This window comes from Chloracidobacterium sp. D (assembly GCF_018304685.1).
Lineage (GTDB): Bacteria > Acidobacteriota > Blastocatellia > Chloracidobacteriales > Chloracidobacteriaceae > Chloracidobacterium > Chloracidobacterium thermophilum.
On the sequence record NZ_CP072634.1, the window covers coordinates 1,651,131 to 1,664,387 of the forward strand.

The 13,257-nt window shown below is 63.4% G+C and carries 12 protein-coding genes; 4 read left to right on the plus strand and 8 right to left on the minus strand.

Going from position 1 to position 13,257, the window contains the following annotated elements:
* Positions 1-20: 20 nt before the first annotated feature.
* A complete protein-coding gene (gene rpe / locus J8C01_RS06890) occupies positions 21-740 on the minus strand; it encodes a ribulose-phosphate 3-epimerase (RefSeq protein ID WP_211431436.1) in 720 nt (239 codons plus the stop codon).
* 56 nt (positions 741-796) lie between these two features.
* Entirely contained in the window at positions 797-1,144 is a 348-nt protein-coding gene (locus J8C01_RS06895; RefSeq protein WP_211431437.1) for a PASTA domain-containing protein, read from the minus strand.
* 182 nt (positions 1,145-1,326) lie between these two features.
* On the opposite strand from J8C01_RS06895, the gene J8C01_RS06900 reads away from it, so the two are divergent.
* The gene (locus J8C01_RS06900; RefSeq protein WP_211431438.1) at positions 1,327-3,120 is read left to right on the plus strand and encodes an ABC transporter ATP-binding protein; all 1,794 of its coding nucleotides are present in this window, start codon (positions 1,327-1,329) and stop codon (positions 3,118-3,120) included.
* Positions 3,121-3,194: 74 nt separating this feature from the next.
* Positions 3,195-4,103, plus strand: a complete 909-nt coding sequence (locus J8C01_RS06905) for a decaprenyl-phosphate phosphoribosyltransferase (RefSeq protein WP_014099910.1) — start codon at positions 3,195-3,197, stop codon at positions 4,101-4,103.
* Positions 4,104-4,106: 3 nt separating this feature from the next.
* On the opposite strand, the gene J8C01_RS06910 is transcribed toward J8C01_RS06905, so the two are convergent.
* Positions 4,107-5,273 (minus strand): redoxin domain-containing protein, encoded by a 1,167-nt coding sequence (locus J8C01_RS06910; protein WP_211431439.1) that lies wholly within the window; start codon positions 5,271-5,273, stop codon positions 4,107-4,109.
* A gap of 192 nt (positions 5,274-5,465) precedes the next feature.
* Here J8C01_RS06910 and J8C01_RS06915 point away from each other — a divergent pair, with 192 nt between their 5' ends.
* Both J8C01_RS06915 and J8C01_RS15340 read left to right on the plus strand, forming a co-directional pair.
* Positions 5,466-7,241, plus strand: a complete 1,776-nt coding sequence (locus J8C01_RS06915) for a SpoIIE family protein phosphatase (RefSeq protein ID WP_211431440.1) — start codon at positions 5,466-5,468, stop codon at positions 7,239-7,241.
* 81 nt (positions 7,242-7,322) lie between these two features.
* Positions 7,323-8,099, plus strand: a complete 777-nt coding sequence (locus J8C01_RS15340; RefSeq protein WP_249355406.1) for a peptidoglycan-binding domain-containing protein — start codon at positions 7,323-7,325, stop codon at positions 8,097-8,099.
* 43 nt (positions 8,100-8,142) lie between these two features.
* Here J8C01_RS15340 and J8C01_RS06925 read toward each other — a convergent pair whose 3' ends face one another.
* The 5 genes from J8C01_RS06925 to radA all read right to left on the minus strand — a co-directional run bounded on the left by J8C01_RS06925 (position 8,143) and on the right by radA (position 13,191).
* Entirely contained in the window at positions 8,143-9,069 is a 927-nt protein-coding gene (locus tag J8C01_RS06925) for a YihY/virulence factor BrkB family protein (protein ID WP_014099914.1), read from the minus strand.
* 29 nt (positions 9,070-9,098) lie between these two features.
* Positions 9,099-10,388, minus strand: a complete 1,290-nt coding sequence (locus J8C01_RS06930; protein ID WP_249355407.1) for a glucose-1-phosphate adenylyltransferase — start codon at positions 10,386-10,388, stop codon at positions 9,099-9,101.
* Positions 10,389-10,475: 87 nt separating this feature from the next.
* Entirely contained in the window at positions 10,476-10,874 is a 399-nt protein-coding gene (locus J8C01_RS06935; RefSeq protein ID WP_211431441.1) for a hypothetical protein, read from the minus strand.
* A gap of 207 nt (positions 10,875-11,081) precedes the next feature.
* Positions 11,082-11,732: a CvpA family protein gene (locus tag J8C01_RS06940; protein ID WP_211431442.1), complete on the minus strand. Its 651-nt coding sequence runs from the start codon at positions 11,730-11,732 to the stop codon at positions 11,082-11,084.
* 70 nt (positions 11,733-11,802) lie between these two features.
* Positions 11,803-13,191 carry a DNA repair protein RadA gene (radA, locus tag J8C01_RS06945; RefSeq protein WP_211431443.1) on the minus strand — a complete coding sequence of 463 codons (1,389 nt, stop codon included), beginning with the start codon at positions 13,189-13,191 and terminating at the stop codon, positions 11,803-11,805.
* Between the last annotated feature and the right edge of the window lie 66 nt (positions 13,192-13,257).

The window sequence follows — 13,257 nt, forward strand, 5'->3', positions numbered from 1 at the left end:
AGCCCCCGGCTTTGATGACTTCACACCGCAGCAGACACGGCCTCGCCGGACTCACCATCAGGCAGCGCAACACCCAGGGCCGCCGCCCGGAGCTGCCTGACGGCCAGCCCCGGATCAGGCGTCCCAAACACGGCCGAGCCGGCAACGATCCACTGGGCACCGCGCTCCACAAGTGCGCGTACGTTGTGCCGACCGATGCCGCCATCCACTTCAATGGCCACGTCCAGACCACGTTCGTCAATCATCTGGCGCAGACGGGCCACCTTGGGCAGACAGGCTTCGATGAAACGTTGCCCGCCAAAGCCCGGATTGACCGTCATGACCAGTACGAAATCCACAAAGGGCAGCACCTCTTCCAGCAGAACCAGCGACGTTCCGGGATTGAGCACCACTCCGGGCCGCGCCCCCAGTGACCGGATGGCTTCGAGCGTGCGATGGAGATGGTGAACGACTTCCACATGGACGGAAATGCTGTCGGCGCCAGCATCCCGAAAGTCCTTCAGAAAGGCATCCGGGTTGGTCATCATCAGGTGCACGTCGAGCGGCAGGCGCGTCACCCGGCGCAGCGCCGCCACTACCGGCGGGCCAATCGTCAGGTTGGGGACATAGTGCCCATCCATGACATCCACGTGCAGCAGGTCCGCGCCGGCCGCTTCCACCCGCTGGATTTCTTCCGCAAGGCGCGCAAAGTCGGCCGATAGAATCGAAGGCGCTATCTTGACTTCAGTCTGACCTGTCATTTCCCACCAAACCGTTCATCTTATGGCCGCACGGGCGAAAAACGCGCCGGGCCCACTCACTGGGGGCGACTGACATTGATCTTCACCGGAAAGGGACGGCGGACGACACTGCCCGCCTTCGGGTTTTGGCGCACGACCGTGCCCACCGGCTCCGGCGCGTTCGGCACTTCAATGATCACGACGCGCAATCCCTGCTTTTCCAGTATCTCACGGGCTTCAGGTTCGGTTTTCCCGACCACGTTCGGAACTGTTACCCGCTCCCCCCGTGTCAGGTAGCACGTGGCCATGCTGCCGGCAATGAAAGCCAGGACGAGCAGAGACACAAACGTCACCCGCCACAAAAGGCGCTTCAGCCAGGACCCAATCGTGCGCTGCGGCTGGCTACCGCTGACTACGCTCGCCATGGGGCGCGACTCTATCACCCACGCCAGAACAGCAGCAACCGATTCGTTGGCCCAACCTTGCCAGGTTCAAACGCCGGTGTGACCCGGAGGTGACTCACCACGCTTCGGGTTGCCTGGCAGGTACCGCTTCCGGCTTGCACAGGCAGTGGACAGGGCGGCAATTTGCTCTAAAGTTGTCCGCCATGAAAGACCTGCTGCGCCTGCTGGGCTACGCACGCCCCCATGCCGGACGGATTGCCATTGCCATCCTGGCTGCTGCTGGCGTCGGTCTGTTTGAGGCCGGCCGTACGGCGCTCATCCAGCCCATTTTCGACGGTCTGGGTCTTGGCAGCGATACCCTCCCGACCACCATCGGGAATATCACCGTGCCCCGGTTGCAGACCTGGCTCCCGGCCGGCAGCGCCTACTGGATGGTCGTCCTGGGGCTGCTCATCGGCTTCAGTCTCCTGCGCGGACTGGCAGAATTTACCGCCAACTTCCTGCTGACCTCCGTGGGGCAGTCGGTCATCGTCACCCTGCGCATGGCGCTCTTTACCCATGCACTCGACCAATCAGCCGCCTTTTTCGACCGCCACCGCACGGCCGAACTGACCAATGCGCTCATCACCGATGTGGAAAAGGTGCAGTCCGGGGTGGCGCAATACCTGGCGGATGCCCTGCGGGAAGGCTTCACGCTGGTCTGCCTGCTGGCGTTGGCGCTGATGCTGTCGTGGAAGCTGACGCTGCTCACCCTGTCCGTCGTGCCGCTGCTGGCGCTGCTGACAGCAACATTCGGACGCCGCCTCCGGCAGTCCAGCCGCGCCACCCAGCAGGCGATTGAAGACGTGCTGGCGCTGGCGACGGAAGTGCTGTCCGGCTACCGCATCGTCCAGGCGTACAGCGCACAGGCGGCAGAGCAGGTGCGTTTTCAGGCAGCCGTTCAGCGGCTGCGGCGCTTCAACCTCCGTACGGCCCGCGCCCTGTTTCTGCCCTCCCCGCTGCTGGATGTGCTGGGCGTCGTAGTAGGTGCGGGCGTCATCTTCTACACCCACCACCTCATTGCCAGCGGCGAACTGACGCCCGGCGCTTTTACTGCCACACTGCTGGCGCTCGTGCGCCTGTATGACCCGCTGCGCAAGCTGACCCAGACCTACCAGGCCTACCAGCAGGTGATTGTCTCTGCCGGTCGGCTGTTTGCCCTGCTCGATGAGTCTTCGCCGGTTACGGAGGCTCCAACGGCGCTGACGACGGCCACCTTCCAGCAGACTTTGGCGCTGACCGACGTGGCGTTCACGTATCCCGGAACGGCGCGGCCGGCACTTGACGGCGTCACCTTCACCATCCGCCGGGGGGAAACCGTCGCGCTGGTCGGGCCGAGCGGCGGCGGGAAAAGCACGGTCTTTGCCCTGCTCCTGCGCTTCTATGACCCCACCCGTGGACACATCACCCTGGACGGTGTGGACATCCGCCACGTCACCCGTGCGGCCCTGCGGCAGCTTGTGGCCTATGTTCCCCAAGAAACGGTGCTTTTCGATGGCACTTTTGCCGAAAACATCGCCTATGGACGGCCCGGCACCACCCGCGCCGAAATCGAGCAGGCCGCACGCGCAGCCTACGCCCACGAGTTCATTCTCGAACGGGGCGGCTATGACGCGCGGATTGGCGAAGCCGGACGGGCACTTTCCGGCGGACAGCGCCAGCGGATTGCCATTGCCCGCGCCCTGCTGCGCAACGCCCCCATTCTGCTGCTCGATGAGGCGACCTCGGCGCTGGATGCGGAATCCGAACACCTCGTCCAGGCGGCGCTGACGACCCTGATGCAGGGACGCACCACACTGGTCATCGCCCATCGGCTGGCGACGGTTCAGCGCGCCGACCGGATTCTGGTCTTTGAGCGCGGGCGCATCGTCGAAGCTGGCGACCACGCCACCCTGACGGCCGCCCAAGGAACCTACCGCCGGCTCTACGAGCTTCAATTCACGTCCCAGAGCAGCTAACCGGCCAGAGCAGCTAACCGGACCGGCCAGACACCCTACTCCCCGGCCGGGCCGGTCGGTTATAGTCACCGCCTATGCCAACTGCCGTCGTCTCCTTCGGTCTCACCTTGCCCCTGGCCCTGCTCAAGGCGATGCGTCCGCAGCAGTGGACAAAAAACGTGCTGCTGTTTCCGGCGCTGCTCTTTTCGCAAAACCTCTTTCACTGGCGGGAGACGGTGCTGGTGTGTGCCGCCTGCGCCGTATTCTGCCTGCTCAGCAGCGGCGTCTATCTGCTCAACGACCTGCTCGACATCGAAAGCGACCGCGCCCATCCGCTCAAGCGGCACCGGCCGCTGGCCTCCGGGGCGCTGCCAGTCCCGGTTGGCATTGCGGCCTGTGCCTTCCTGTCAGCGGGCGCGCTGGCGGCGGCCTTCTGGCTTTCAACGCCCTTTGCCTGGACGGCCGTGGCGTACTTCCTGCTGCAAGTCGCCTACACGGTACGCCTCAAGCACGTCGTCATTCTCGACGTGGGGTGCATTGCAGCCGGATTCGTGCTGCGGGCCGTTGCCGGCGGACAGGTCATCGCCGTGACGATTTCTGCCTGGCTGCTCATCTGCGCCATGCTGCTGTCGCTGTTTCTGGCGCTTGGCAAGCGGCGGCACGAGCTGCTGCTGCTCGAAGACGGCGCCACGGCCCACCGGCGGATTCTGGGTGAATACACGCCCGATCTGCTTGACCAGATGATTTCGGTTGTCACGGCCGCGACCGTCGTCTGCTATACCTTCTATACCGTCGCCCCTGAAACAGTCGCCAAGTTTGGCACGACGCGGCTGGTGTTCACCGTGCCGTTTGTGCTCTACGGCATCTTTCGCTACCTGTACCTCATCCACCGGCGGCAGATGGGCGGCAGCCCGGAAAAGGCGCTGCTCAACGACGGCGCATCGCTGGTCAACCTCGTGCTGTATGGGCTGGCGGTTGTCGCCATTCTCTACTGGTTGCGCTGATCTCTACTGGTTGCGCTGAGCCTCGCCGGGCTTCTGGCGCACGATGGCGCATCCAATGGCGGGCCGGCACAGGACATTGACCGGACGCCCGGACAGGACGGCTTCCAGAGCTTCCTGCAGAAGATGTGTTGTTACCCGCTCCGGGTGATAGGTGTTGTCGTCAATGCGCCCGTGGTACTGGAGCCGCCCGGCGGCATCCACCAGAAAGCATTCTGTCATGCAGGTGGCGCCCAGCAGGTCAGTGGCCTGACGGCCTTCATCCACGACGACCGGAAAAACGAACGGCTTGGCCTTCTGCCGCTCGCGGATTTCCGTCAGGGACTCATTGGCATTCGGGTTGAAACCGATGAAGACCACCTGGCGCGGAGCATAAGCCTGGGCCAGCGCGTTGAGGCGGGCGCGGTAGGCTTCAACGCACGGGCAGCGCGTTCCAATCGCCACCAGAACGACGACGCGGCCGCGGTAGTGGCTCAGGCGGACGGTCTGCCCGTCGAGGCTTTTGAAGGCGACATCCGGGACCGGTGCGCCAATGGCGATCAGGCTGTCGTCACCGGAGATGACGTGCCCAAGGTGATCGAGATCATCGCCCAGCGCGCGTCCGGTGAACACGTCGTAGCCCAATCCGGCCGCAGTCAGCACCAAAGCGGCCACGGTCAGCCCTCCGGCTGCGCCGGAAGCAGCCAGCGGCTGGAGCCGTTCCCACCACCGGCTGTTGGAAAACAGCGACCGCGCCACATCTCCGGGCAACGCGCCAAAGCCAAAGCACAGCATCGCCACGGCTGCCTGCCGGATTTCCCAGGTCGTCAGGGCAAGCAGCAGGGCTGCCAGCAGCAGCGAAGAAACCCGGATGACCACAGCGAATGGATGCACCAGCCGGGATGCCGCCCAGGGGCGGCGGCCCAGCCGCCAACGCCAGCCCATCCACCCCAGCGCCAACAGCAATAGCCCCACAGCCGGGACAAAGAACACCTGCCGCCCAAAACCCATCAGGAACGCCGCTTCGGCCACCCAGACACCGAGCTGTCCGGCGAGAATCCCCAGCGCGCCACACCACAGCAGGCGGGCCAGAGCTTGCCCCAAGAGGACCCGAACCGGCCAGACCCGTTCGCGGGGCGGCGACCACAAACCATCCAGAATTCCCAGGACAAAGGCGCAGGCAAGGAGAAACATAGGTTTTGTATTGTTGATCACTGTCGGCCGCAGAACAACCCGGTCTCCCTACGCCTGCTTTCCCGGCCGCCCTTGCGCAGCCAGCATCTATGGCACCGCGCTGAAGTTCGGCCGTAGCGCCGGGCACACTTTTCGACTATTTTTTGCCGCCATGTGCTGACTTCCAGCCAACAGACGCCCGACCCAGACGCAATGTATTCCCTCGTCATTCACCTGCCCAACACACCACCACACCGGATATTGCTGGTCAAACCCCGTTACACCATTGGGCGCAGCGTGCGTGCCGATATCATGGTGCCGGACTCCTTTGCTTCGCGCATCCACGCGGCACTTCAGCAAGACGGACAGACCTACATCCTGGAAGACCTCCGCAGCGCCAATGGCACCTACTACCAGGGACAGCGCCTTGCGCAGCCCATCCGCCTCCACCCAGGGGAACGCTTCCGCATTGGCGAAACCGAACTCGAACTCGTCCCCGAAACGCACTTTACCCAGACTGCCGCGCCGTCGGTGACGTACTCCCGGACATCTTTGGCTACAGTCCCGGAAGCGCAGATCGGGATGGGAACGGTCAACACAGCAGAAGAAATTCTGCATCGTGCCTTTGAGCGCAGTTCCGGGGGACTCCCCGACGCCCCGCAAGCTGCGCCCGGGGAAACACTTCTGGCCGCCACTCCGGGAAAACCAGCCACAGCCGAGACCTTCCCGGAAACGAAGCTGGAGCCGCAGCGCCCTGACCTGCTGGCGCTCGTGAGCAAGGTCGGCGTCACGCTGCTTTCCAATGTCAGTTTCAGCGAAACGCTGGAAGAAGTCATGAGCCTGGTTTTCGAGTCGCTGCCAGCCGAGCGGGGATTCCTGCTGACCTGCGACCACGCCCAGCAGCTTGAGTGCCGTGTGGCGCGTACCCGCACCACTCGCCTGCCTTGTGAGGAAGCTGTCGTCTGCCAGAGCATCACCGAACGGGTGTTGACAACCAAAGCGGCAGTGCTGACCTCCGACGCCCGGCAGGACCCGCGCTTTGCCGGCAGCCAGTCCATTCTGCTCGGCGACATTCGCTCCGTGATGTGTGTTCCGCTGTTGTTTCGGGAGCAGCTCCACGGGCTGATTTACGTCGAAAACCCCTACCAGCGCCGTTTTACGCCGGACGACCTGGAGGTGCTGACCACGATTGCCAGTGTTGCGGCCGTCAAAATTGAAAACATCCGTCTCCTCGAAGAAGAAATGAAACGCCAGCGGCTCCAGGCCGAAGTGGCCCTGGCCGCCCGCATTCAGGCTTCAATGCTGCCCCAGGGTGAGCCGCCGCTGGAGGGCCTCGAGGTGGCAGGGCTGTCACGTCCGGCAGAAGACATCGGGGGCGACTATTACGACTACATCCACGTCGGCGAGAAACGGTTGGCCGTGGTCATCGGAGACGCCTCCGGCCATGGCATCTCTTCGGGACTGCTGATGGCGCTGGCCAAAGGCGCGCTGTTCAACCAGCTTGGCATTTCACCAGACCCGGTGCACGTCATGCAGACCCTGAACAAACTCATCCATGAAAATGGCACGCGCCGCGACCTGATGACGTTTTGCTATACGCTGCTCGACGTGCCCACCGGACATGTCACCATTGCCAATGCCGGACACCCTTACCCCATAGTGTACTGCGCTGCCACGAAAACCGCCCATAGCCTGGAAGGAGGAGCCTACCCGCTGGGAGTACGGCCGACACTGGGCAGGCTTCCCATCCTGACCCACGCACTCAACCCACAGGATGTTCTCGTGCTGTACAGCGACGGACTCCCGGAACTCAAAAACCGCACTGGAAGCTACTTCGGCTATGATGGGTTGGAAGCCGTCCTTCACCACCATGCCCACCTGCCGGCGCGCGAGCTATGTGAAACCATTGTCGAAAAAGCTCTGACCTTTGCCTCCGGGGCCGTCCCGGAGGACGACATCACGGTGGTCGTCGTCAAACGCACCTGCTGACCGGGAAGGCAGGGCTGGTTATCCTCTGGTAAGGTTCAGAGCCGTCATAACATTCTTGAAATGATAGGAAAGGAACTCTCCATGCTGCACAGGAGTCGGGCGCTGTGCGCCAAACTGGCACTCGTCATTGCATGTTTACTCGTGGGAGCCGGGCTTCCTGACCCAGTCTTTCCCGACGCCCACGCGGAAGAAGTCATCCGCCCCCAGAAGCGGCGTGCCGCCGGCCAGCGGCGCGCCCAGAGCCGACGGGCCCGGAGCGGCCGCAGTCGTGGCGCAGCGGCACGAAGCCGCCGGGGACCGTCTGCCCGTGGTCGGGCTGCCCGCAGCCGGGGACGGGTCAGCCGGATGCGCGGACGGAGCGCACGGATGCGCAGCACGCGGGGACGCAGTTACCGCAGTCGCAGTTACCGCAGCCGCAGTTACCGCAGCCGCCGGGGGCGTATCGTGCGGGGACGGAGCGGACGCGCCTACCGCGTCCGGGGCAGACGCTACGGCCGCCGGGGACGTTACGCCCGCCGGAGCCGGGTGACAGCCGCCTATGGCACACGGGCGGCGGCACCAGCGATGCCCTACCGCCCGCCCCGCAGTCTGGTTATCCCGGAAGCCCGTACCCGCGAAATTCAGGAAAAGCTCAAGGAAGCCGGTTTCTACCAGGGCGAGATCACGGGGCAGTATGATGAAAGCACCCGCGAAGCCATGCGGAACTTCCAGCGCGCCAATGGCTTGAAAGAAACCGGCACGCCGACGGCGCCGGCCCTGCTGCGGCTCGGACTCACCCGACACACGTCGGAAGCCGGCGACACCTCGGCCCCGCCCGTCCAGCTTCCGCCGCCGACCGATCAGCCACCGCCGCAGTGAACGGTTGTCCGGCTTCCGGCGGCCCGCCTTCGGCAGTTACGTTTCAGGGAAGGTGGGCCGCCTCCGCTTTGTCGGTTTCTTCCGTGACACTGGTGAGCAGGACCGACGCAGCCTCTGCTGTGGAGAGCTTTTCCAGCCGGTGTTCGAGTTCCAGAATGGCCAGCCGACGGTTGAAGACCGCCCCGACCAGGAACACGAAGGTGATGACGTACATCCAGACGAGCAGCACGATGACCGTGCCGATACTGCCATAAATGCGGCCATAAGCGCTGAAGTTGGCGACGTAAATGCCGAAACCCAGCGTGGCCAATCCCCACAGCGTCGTGGCAAAGACGGCTCCCGGCAGAATGTGCCGCCAGCGCGGCGGGCGGCTCGGCGCGAGACGATACAGAAGCATCTGAATCAAAAACACACTCAGCACGACCAGAAACCACCGCCCGGCGGCCCAAAGGTAGCCAAAGGTGACCTGCCCGCCGCTCCAACGGGCGATGAGCTGTTCAAGATGCGACCCGACCACGCCGGCAATGGACGCCAGCACCAACGGCAGCCCGACGACAAACACCAGCTCCAGGCATAGCAACTGCTCCCGCCAGAAGGAGCGCCGGGGGGAAATTCCATAGATACGGTCCAGCGCCCGCGACAGCGTGGCAATCAGCCCAATCGCTGGCAGGAGCGTGGCGACAAACGACAGCAGCGCCACCCGTCCGGGCCGTCCCTGCATGAGTTGCTGCAAGTAGCTTTCCACCACGCTGAACGTTCCCGGCGGCATGATGCGCCGCAGGGCGTCCAGAATCCCCCCCGTCTGCTCGCTGCCCAGGGCCGCAAACGCAGCCACAAAAAAAAGCAGGAGTGGGAAAAAGGTCAACACAAAGGAATAGGCCGCTTCCTTGGCAAAACCGATGCAGTCGTACTCAAGCGTATCCAGCGTCGTCTTCCAAAGCAGGTCCCGCAGTTGCCGAAGTCGGCCCATGGCAGCCACCCCCTCCGTTCCTGCTGCGTTTAGATGGTGGTGTTGTCTGGGATAACGGCTTCCTTGGGGATAATGATGATGCCGTCACGGATGAAGTAGTTCGGACCATCGGCCTCCTTGACCCCGCTTTCATTCAGCAGACGGACGTTGTTGCCAATCCGCACCCCTTTGTCGAGGATGGCGTTCCGAATCGTGCAGAACTTCCCGACGCCAATATCCGGCCGCCCGGCCGCCCGATTCTGCTGAAGTTCATCCACGGTTTCATATTCGTCAGCCCCCATCATCAGTACGTGGTCAAAATGTGTGCCGCTTTCAATCCGGCTGCGGATGCCAACAATCGAACGCCGAATCGTGGCTTCGTTGATGATGCACCCTTCGTTGATGATTGAGTTGATGATCTGGGCGTTGCGCACCTTTGTACCGGGCAGAAACCGGGGCCGGGTGTAGATGGGCGCAGACATGTCGAAGAAGTTGAAGCGGGGCAGGACATCCGTCAGCTCGATGTTGGCGCGGAAGAAAGCACTGATCGTCCCGATGTCTTCCCAGTAGCCGTTGAAAAGATACGCTCCCACCCGGTGGGTTTCGAGGGCGTGCGGAATGACCTCCTTGCCGAAATCCACCCGGCTGGTGTCGCGCAGCAGCGACTCCAGCACATCCATTTTGAAGACATAGATTCCCATGGAAGCGAGATACGGGCGCTTGGCCGCTTCCTCCGGCGCAAGGCCAAACCGGGTCGTGTCCACGCGCATCTCCTCAAGCGCCGCACCCGTGGGCTTTTCCCGAAATTCAATCACCCGCCCGTCTTCATCCACCTTGAGCAGCCCGAACTCCGAAGCCTCGTCGGGGGGGATGGCCGTGACGGAAACCGTGATGTCATTGTCGAACGACTCGTGGTAGGCAATGAACTTGGCATAGTCCATGCGGTAGAGATGATCGCCCGACAGGATGAGAATCGTCGTTGCGTGCGTGCTTTTCAGATGGCGGAAGTTCTGACGGACAGCATCGGCCGTGCCCTGGAACCAGTCGGGATTTTCCGGCGTCTGCTCGGCCGCTAAGATTTCAACAAAACCATTGGTGAACTGGCTGAACCGATAGGTACGGGCAATGTGGCGGTTCAGGGACGCCGAGTTGAACTGCGTCAGCACCAGTATCCGGGAGATACCGGAGTTGATGCAGTTGCTGATGGGAATATCCACCAGACGATACTTGCCGCCGAGCGGGACAGCCGGCTTTGAGCGTTCCCGCGTGAGCGGATACAGGCGGGTGCCTTTGCCGCCGCCCAGAATGACAGCCAGAACTTTTTCCATCGCGCCAATCATCGGACTGCTCCCACAACGTAGTCGTTGTCTCTGGTCTGAGATGCCGGCCGGTTCAGGTGGCTTTGGTGAAGGCTGGAGCGGGTCCTCTCAGTCCTTTGGCAGACGTGGACGCGACGCGACGAAAAGCCGCCGGTGGCGATGTGTCCACGCGCGACGCCCACGTGGCACCGGGGGGGTCATACTGCCCCGGCGCAGCAGGGCTATGTCGGCCGACAGACGTTCAATCTGCGCCCGCATGTACCGCTGCTCAGCCTCCAGCTTTTCCAGCACGTCAATCGAGCGGGACTGCACATTCACCAGGCGTCCGAGCGTTTGCTGAAGCGAGTTCGAGAGGCGCGTCCCGATTTCCGTAAACAGGCGCTCGACACACTCCACCAGGTACGCTTCAAACCGCTGCTTGGCCGCACCATCCGACCGCTCTGCCGCACCACCGGACAGCGCGCCCGGCGCATCCGGCCCGGCATCAGAAAACGATTCCTTGGACATTGGATATTGGGTGAGAACTCTTTTCCACAGAATTTTTGCGTCCGAGGTGTCGCCCCCGGCACGCCTCATGCTAACACTGCTTGACTAGCCGTGACCAAGCCCTGACGCATTACCTGCATAACATCCGGCGCTGCGCGCGCCTGTCATTCAGCAGCTCACCAATCAAACGGGCGACGTATCGCCGTCGTCACCAGCAGTAGCAGCGTCTTACCGTGGCCAGGTCGGTGGCGTCGTTGTCGTACGGCGGGATGAAGGCGGCGTGGCAGGCGCGCCCGGGCTTCCTTTGCGGCCCCCGTCACGTGCCACATCCGGCGATACGCCCGGCTTTTTTGGGCGCAGCGCGGTTTCCTTCATCCGGCGCAGTTCGGCAATCCCCTGCTCGAAACGGGTTTTCAGGTCGGCCTTCCCAAGGTCAGTCAGAAGCCGCGCGCCGGGTTTGACCAGCGGCGTGACCCGCGCATGGAGCACAAATGCCGGTTGCGCCGGAAAAGCCGTCAGCACCAGATAGATAACCGACAGCACGAGCCAGGCGCGGCCGACGCCCAGTGCGCTGCCGCCCAGTCGGTCTAGCGTCGCCAGCGGCGTTTTGCGGAAGCGCCGGCGCAGATGGCGTACCAGCCACCAGCCACCCAACCCCGCCAGCACCACTGGGAGCAGAAACCCCAGCCCGTAAGCCACCGGTGCGGTGATACCCAGATGTTTCAGGCCTGCGGCCAGATCGTCATAAAACACCAGCGCCAGCGCCAACCCTATGAGAAAAGCCACGCTGGAAACGACGGTTTTCATCAGTCCCCGAACTGCGCCGCTCACGGCCGAAAACGCCACGACCACCAGCGCCAGCCAGTCAAATGCCGTCACGTGCAACCTCCACGTGGAAACACTCCCTGTCACACACGCCACACCTCTGCTTTCGCCCTCCGGGGGCGCATCAGAACAGGACATCGAGCGCCTCCAGAACCGACCGGACGCCGATGACTTCCAATCCGTCCGGCCATTCCAGACCTGGCACATTTCCCGCCGGCATCACCACCCGCGCAAAGCCCATGGCGGCGACTTCCCGGAGCCGCGTGGCCGGCTGGCTGGTGGCACGCACCTCACCCGCCAGGCCGACTTCTCCAAAGACGACCGTCGTGGGATCAACCGCCGTGTTCCGAAAGCTGGACGCCAGGGCCGCCACAATGCCCAGGTCCGCCGCCGGCTCGGCCAGCGTCAATCCGCCAGCCACGTTGACAAACACATCATCGCCCAGCATGTGCAGCCCGGCCCGTTTTTCGAGCATGGCAATGAGCAACGCCACGCGGTTGGGTTCGACGCCTTCGACCGTCCGCCGCCCTGTCCCGTATTTGCTGCTGCTGACCAGCGCCTGCAACTCCACCAGCATCGGGCGCGTGCCTTCCATGCAGGCCACGACGACCGACCCGGCCACGCCAACCGGACGCTGCTCCAGAAACAGCGCCGACGGATTGCTCACCGGCACAAGTCCCGCGCCGGTCATCTCAAACAGGCCGAGTTCGTTCGTCGCTCCAAAGCGGTTTTTGGTCGCACGAATGAGGCGGTGGTTGTGGTGGCGCTCCCCCTCGAAGTAGATGACGGTATCCACAATGTGTTCGAGCGTCTTCGGCCCGGCCAGAACGCCATCCTTGGTGACGTGCCCGATGAGAAAAATGGGAATGCCCTGCTGCTTGGCAATCAGCAGGCACTGCCCGGCGGTTTCGCGCACCTGGGAAACACTGCCCGGTGCACTGTCCAGCCGTTCGGAATAGGCCGTTTGCACCGAATCCACCACGATGAGCGTCGGCTTGAGGTTCGTGACCACCTCCCACACGCGCTCCAGACAGGTTTCCGGCAACAGGTGCAGGTCGCCCGGACGCAGGCCCAGCCGGTCGCCCCGCAGCTTGATCTGCCGCTCGGATTCTTCCCCGCTGACGTAGAGCACCCGTTCCCCGGCGGCGCTCAAACCGGCGGCCATCTGAAGCAGCAGCGTGGATTTGCCAATGCCCGGGTCGCCGCCGATGAGGAGCAGGCTCCCCGGCACAATGCCACCGCCCAAAACACGGTCCAGCTCGGCGATGCCGGAGGAAAGACGCGCGTCATCCTGGCTCGGAACCTGCTCGTAGCGCGTCGGCGCAATTTTTGCTTTCGCGCCTTTGCCGGACGCCCCGCCCAGACCACGCGCCAGCGCCGCCGCCGAAAGCGTGCTGTCTTCGCGTTCCTCGACCAGCGAGTTCCACGCACCACAGTCCGGGCAGCGCCCCAGCCACTTTCGGCTCTGGTAGCCACACTGCTGGCAGGTATAAACGGTTTTTTCTTTCGGCATGGCGGCTTGCTTCCGGCGCCTGATTTCAGCGATGAACCACTGGCCCGATGCCAAAGCTTTTCACGA

Excerpts from the sequence above, each read along its gene's own strand:
- rpe (WP_211431436.1), bottom strand. The coding sequence starts at position 740 with ATGACAGGTCAGACTGAAGTCAAGATAGCGCCTTCGATTCTATCGGCC.
- J8C01_RS06895 (WP_211431437.1), bottom strand. The coding sequence starts at position 1,144 with ATGGCGAGCGTAGTCAGCGGTAGCCAGCCGCAGCGCACGATTGGGTCC.
- J8C01_RS06900 (WP_211431438.1), top strand. The coding sequence starts at position 1,327 with ATGAAAGACCTGCTGCGCCTGCTGGGCTACGCACGCCCCCATGCCGGA.
- J8C01_RS06905 (WP_014099910.1), top strand. The coding sequence starts at position 3,195 with ATGCCAACTGCCGTCGTCTCCTTCGGTCTCACCTTGCCCCTGGCCCTG.
- J8C01_RS06910 (WP_211431439.1), bottom strand. The coding sequence starts at position 5,273 with ATGTTTCTCCTTGCCTGCGCCTTTGTCCTGGGAATTCTGGATGGTTTG.
- J8C01_RS06915 (WP_211431440.1), top strand. The coding sequence starts at position 5,466 with ATGTATTCCCTCGTCATTCACCTGCCCAACACACCACCACACCGGATA.
- J8C01_RS15340 (WP_249355406.1), top strand. The coding sequence starts at position 7,323 with ATGCTGCACAGGAGTCGGGCGCTGTGCGCCAAACTGGCACTCGTCATT.
- J8C01_RS06925 (WP_014099914.1), bottom strand. The coding sequence starts at position 9,069 with ATGGGCCGACTTCGGCAACTGCGGGACCTGCTTTGGAAGACGACGCTG.
- J8C01_RS06930 (WP_249355407.1), bottom strand. The coding sequence starts at position 10,388 with ATGATTGGCGCGATGGAAAAAGTTCTGGCTGTCATTCTGGGCGGCGGC.
- J8C01_RS06935 (WP_211431441.1), bottom strand. The coding sequence starts at position 10,874 with ATGTCCAAGGAATCGTTTTCTGATGCCGGGCCGGATGCGCCGGGCGCG.
- radA (WP_211431443.1), bottom strand. The coding sequence starts at position 13,191 with ATGCCGAAAGAAAAAACCGTTTATACCTGCCAGCAGTGTGGCTACCAG.